Here is a 4,742-nt window from a genome sequence, read left to right on the forward strand (position 1 = left end):
GAATTTATATTGTAACTGATTTTCTTCTTTAGTAGTCGTTCATTATAACTTTTTTACACGCTTCCATCAGCCATTTAGGGGTAGAGGTGGCTCCACAGATTCCAATGGAATGTGCATGTGACAATAAGGCCTTGTCAATCTCTTCCGGTTTGTCAATCTGGTAAGAGTTGGGGTTGACTTTCTTACATTCCTGAAAGAGGATTTTCCCGTTGGAACTCTTATGTCCGCAAACGAAGAAGACCAGGTCGTGACTGGCGGCAAATTCCCGGATATGCGGCATGCGGTTGGCTACCTGACGACAGATGGTGTCAAAGTACTGGAAGGAGGCTTCCGGTGAAATGTGGGCCTCGATGTAGGACACAATCTGGCGGAATTCGTCGAGCGACTTGGTGGTTTGAGAATACAAGCGGATGTCTTTGCTCATGTCCAGCTTGCTGACCTCTTCCAGTTTTTCGATGACAATGGCCTTGCCTTCGGTCTGGCCTACCAATCCCAGCACCTCGGCATGACCGTTTTTCCCGTAAATGACAATCTGCCTTTCTTTATCGCGGGGAGTGGCATCATACTCCAGCTTGATTCTTTTTTGCAGGCGTAGCACTACCGGACAAGTGGCATCGATGATTTCGATGTGGTTTTTCCGGGCTAGTTCGTAAATCTCAGGAGGTTCTCCATGTGCTCTCAGCAGGACTTTTACATTTTTCAGACGGGCAAACTCTTCGTGGTTGATGGTAATCAATCCCATTTCCTTCAGTCGTTCACATTCCTGCCCGTTGTGTACAATATCTCCCAGGCAATACAGGGGAGCCCCTTTTGCCAGTTCTTCTTCTGCTTTTGATATGGCGGTTGTTACTCCAAAGCAGAAGCCGGAATCTTTATCTATTTCAATGTGATGCATGTGTTGCTTTTTCAAATTGTTCTTTCAGCCATTCTTTTTGCTCGGCAATCGTCAGGTGACTGTTGTCCAGTAAAATCGCATCATCTGCCTTGCGAAGGGGACTTACTGCCCGGCTCTGGTCGATGCGGTCGCGTTCTTCCACGTTGTGAAGAATTTCTTCGAACGAAGCATCCTGACCTTTGCCCTTTAACTCATCGTAGCGGCGCTGTGCACGGATTTCGGCAGAGGCTGTCACGAAAATCTTCAGTTCCGCATTCGGGAATACGGCTGTTCCGATGTCTCTTCCGTCCATCACGATTCCTTTTTCCTTACCCATTTCCTGCTGTTGGTGCACTAGTGCTTTGCGCACAAAGTCGAGTGCTGCCACCGGACTGACATGCGAGGAGACTTCCATGGTGCGGATGCGTTCTTCCACGTTCTTCCCGTTGAGGAAGGTCATGGGGCGCTGGGTTTCCGGGTTGAGCTGGAAGGAAATCTGAATTTGTCTCATCTGCTGTTGGAGAGCTTCTTCCTGGATGCTTCCGTCGGTATTGAACAATCCGTTTTCCAGACAATACAGTGTAACGGCCCGGTACATGGCGCCGCTGTCTATATAGATGTATCCGATTTCTTTGGCTAAATCTTTAGCCATGGTACTTTTCCCGCAGGAAGAGAATCCGTCGATGGCAATAATAATTTTTTTCATGTTTCGGCTTCGATAAAATAGATTTCGCATTGACAAAGATAGTGTAAATCCTTTGTATATCGGATGTTTTGGATAAAGTTTTTGGCGTCTCTTTCTTTATAATATAAGGTAGAGATTCGTTTGTGGTTCTAGGGGCGAAAAAACGTTGTACCATTAATACGGATACCTGTTTGTGTTTTTTACGTTTCCTTTCCGGGAAACTTATGTTTCTCATGGCAGAAACGTAGGCTTTCCCTGTGTGAACCCTACGTTTCCGCATAGGGAAACATAGAATACGAAAGGCGATATGCTGATTATTTCAAGTGCGGAATAAAAAATATGCATTGTTTTACATTATTTTTATGTTGGGGTGTCGGAGTTTCGGGGATTTATGCTACCTTTGCCACGTATAGAGTATTAACCTTTAATAAACACATTTATGGAAGTCAAGAAATCGCCGAAAGCGGACCTCGAAGGCAAAAAGTCTACGTGGTTATTGGTAGGTTTCGTACTGATCTTGGCAGCGATGTTTGTAGCGTTCGAATGGACAGAACGTGACAAGCAGGTCACTACCGATACCGGTATCACCGAACCAATCTTTGAAGAGGAAATGATTCCTATCACTGAACAGGAAGAGCAGAAGCAGGCACCTCCTCCTCCTGAAGCTCCGAAAGTGGAAGAAGTTCTTCAGATTGCAGAAAATGATGCAAACGTAGAAGAATCTACTATCCAGTCAAGTGAAGAAAACAACCAGGCTGTGGAAATCAAGTATGTACCGGTTGAAGTAGAAGAAGAAGAACCGGAAGAACAGCAGATTTTCCAGGTGGTAGAAGAAATGCCGGAATTCCCGGGTGGTATGGCTGAATGTTTGAAGTTCATCGGTAAGAACATCAAGTATCCGACTATCGCACAGGAAAACGGTGTACAGGGACGTGTAATCATCCAGTTCGTGGTTAACCAGGATGGTTCTATCGTTGACCCGGTGGTTATGCGTAGTGTAGACCCGTACTTGGATAAGGAAGCACTCCGTGTGATCAAGATGATGCCGAAATGGAAACCAGGTAAACAGCGTGGTAAAGCTGTACGTGTAAAATATACCGTGCCTGTAACCTTTAAGTTGCAGTAATCTATTGACCGTATAATAAAGTGAAGGCTGCATTTTTGCAGCCTTTCTTTTTTCTCTTATCTTAAATTACATTTCCATGAAACAACAGACAAGCGAACAATTGTTGCAACAGATTCACGAATATATCGGAAACCTTTCTTATATGCGGGAGCCGACGGGACTTTATGACCCGATTGGGTATGTGTTGGGATTGGGCGGAAAACGCTTGCGCCCGGTGCTGATGCTGTTAGCTTATAATTTGTATAAGGAAGATGTGGCTCGTATCTTTTCACAGGCGGAAGGTATTGAAACCTATCATAACTTTACTTTGCTGCACGATGACCTGATGGATAAGGCGGATATGCGTCGTAACAAGCCTACGGTACATAAAAAGTGGGATGAAAATACGGCTATTCTTTCCGGAGATGCCATGCTGATTCTTGCTTATCAGTTCATGATGAAAGGATGTCCGCTTGAATGTATGGGACGCGTGATGGATGTGTTTGGTCGTACTGCCCTTGAGGTGTGCGAAGGGCAGCAGTGGGATATGGAATTCGAACACCGTCTGGATGTGACGGTCGACGAGTATATCGAAATGATTCGGCTGAAGACTTCCGTGCTGCTTGCGGCGGCCTTGAAAATTGGGGCCATTTTAGGAGGTGCTCCGGAAAAGGATGAACAATTGCTCTATGATTTTGGCATTAAGATGGGACTGGCCTTCCAGTTGCAGGATGATTACCTGGATGTGTATGGCGACCCGGCTGTCTTTGGAAAGAAGATTGGAGGAGACATTCTTTGCAATAAGAAGACTTTTATGCTGATTACTGCCTTGAATCTGGCAGAAGGGGAGGATAAGGAAACATTGCTGAACTGGCTTCATGCTGCGGATTACGTGGCTGAAGAAAAAATCCAGTCGGTTACAGCTCTATATAATAAGGTGGGAGTTCCTGGACTTTGTCAGGCTCGCATTGATGCCTATTATAAGGAAGGATTGGAGTTGCTGGATAAGGTAAACGTGGAATCCTCTCTTAAAGAAGAACTGAAGAAGTTTGTTTGTCATTTAATGGACCGTAAATTGTAAAGATATGAACTCCCTGATTGATACTCATACCCATCTTTATACCGAAGAGTTTGATGACGACCGTGAACTGGCGGTGATTCGTGCAGTCGAAGCAGGAGTGACCCGACTGTTTATGCCTAACATTGATGATACGACGGTCGAGGCTATGCTCAAGTTGTGTGAGGCGCACGATTGCTGCTATCCGATGATTGGTTTTCATCCCACATCGGTAGATGCCGGTTGGAAGGAACGTTTGGAAAAGGTGAAAGGGTATCTGACTTCTTCTTCTCATCGTTTTTATGGAATCGGTGAGGTGGGTATTGACTTGTATTGGGACAAGACCTTCCGTGAGGAACAGATGATTGTCTTTGAAGAACAGATGAAGTGGGCACTGGAATACGACCTACCTCTGATTATACATTGTCGGGAAGCTTATCCGGAACTGCTGGAGGTATTGTCAGGTTACAAGCATACAGCCTTGCGGGGAATCTTCCATAGCTTCACGAGTATCGGTGAAGACGCAGAACGACTGTTGGAGTACGAATCTTTTATGTTAGGTATAAACGGAGTGGTTACTTTCAAAAAAAGTACCCTTCCCGAAGTATTGAAGAATGTGCCTTTGGAGCGCGTCGTGCTCGAAACCGACTCACCTTATTTGGCACCTGTGCCTTATCGTGGCAAACGGAATGAAAGTGCAAATCTGGTGAAGGTGGCAGAATGTCTTTCGGTAATCTATGGAGTACCTTTGTCGGAAATCGCTTCCCGTACTACAGAAAATGCTTTAAAAGTCTTCACAAATGCGGAGAAAAGTTTTTAAAGTTTATTAATTTCGACTTCAAAAGTAAACTTTTGCAGGCTTGATGTTATGTAAGACGAAAAAAAAGAATACATTTGTGACTGAAATCAGCGCGGGGTATAAAAATAACTGAAATATCTCCCCTGCTGATGGTAAAAAGGAGAGGTGCTCGAGTGGTTGAAGAGGCACGCCTGGAAAGCGTGTATACGCCAAAAGCGTATC

General features: G+C 45.0%; 6 protein-coding genes. 3 read left to right on the plus strand and 3 right to left on the minus strand.

Going from position 1 to position 4,742, the window contains the following annotated elements; genetic code table 11:
* Positions 1 to 28: 28 nt before the first annotated feature.
* Complete coding sequence (locus tag ACMJ0U_RS00160) at positions 29 to 895, minus strand: 4-hydroxy-3-methylbut-2-enyl diphosphate reductase (RefSeq protein ID WP_417127373.1); 867 nt, start codon at positions 893 to 895, stop codon at positions 29 to 31.
* Complete coding sequence (cmk, locus tag ACMJ0U_RS00165; RefSeq protein WP_417127374.1) at positions 882 to 1,580, minus strand: (d)CMP kinase; 699 nt, start codon at positions 1,578 to 1,580, stop codon at positions 882 to 884. Before cmk ends, ACMJ0U_RS00160 begins: the two co-directional genes overlap by 14 nt.
* Positions 1,581 to 1,998: 418 nt before the next feature.
* Between cmk and ACMJ0U_RS00170 the strand changes: the two genes are divergently transcribed.
* The 3 genes from ACMJ0U_RS00170 to ACMJ0U_RS00180 all read left to right on the plus strand — a co-directional run bounded on the left by ACMJ0U_RS00170 (position 1,999) and on the right by ACMJ0U_RS00180 (position 4,541).
* On the plus strand, positions 1,999 to 2,685 hold the full coding sequence (locus tag ACMJ0U_RS00170; RefSeq protein WP_417121257.1) for an energy transducer TonB: 687 nt from the start codon (positions 1,999 to 2,001) through the stop codon (positions 2,683 to 2,685).
* 76 nt (positions 2,686 to 2,761) lie between these two features.
* The gene (locus ACMJ0U_RS00175) at positions 2,762 to 3,745 is read left to right on the plus strand and encodes a polyprenyl synthetase family protein (protein ID WP_417127375.1); all 984 of its coding nucleotides are present in this window, start codon (positions 2,762 to 2,764) and stop codon (positions 3,743 to 3,745) included.
* A gap of 4 nt (positions 3,746 to 3,749) precedes the next feature.
* Entirely contained in the window at positions 3,750 to 4,541 is a 792-nt protein-coding gene (locus ACMJ0U_RS00180; protein WP_417127376.1) for a TatD family hydrolase, read from the plus strand.
* 18 nt (positions 4,542 to 4,559) lie between these two features.
* Here ACMJ0U_RS00180 and ACMJ0U_RS00185 read toward each other — a convergent pair.
* Positions 4,560 to 4,742 (minus strand): hypothetical protein (locus ACMJ0U_RS00185; RefSeq protein ID WP_417127377.1); only part of this gene is annotated, 183 nt, incomplete at its 5' end.

This window comes from Phocaeicola sp. (assembly GCF_048170425.1).
GTDB lineage: Bacteria > Bacteroidota > Bacteroidia > Bacteroidales > Bacteroidaceae > Phocaeicola.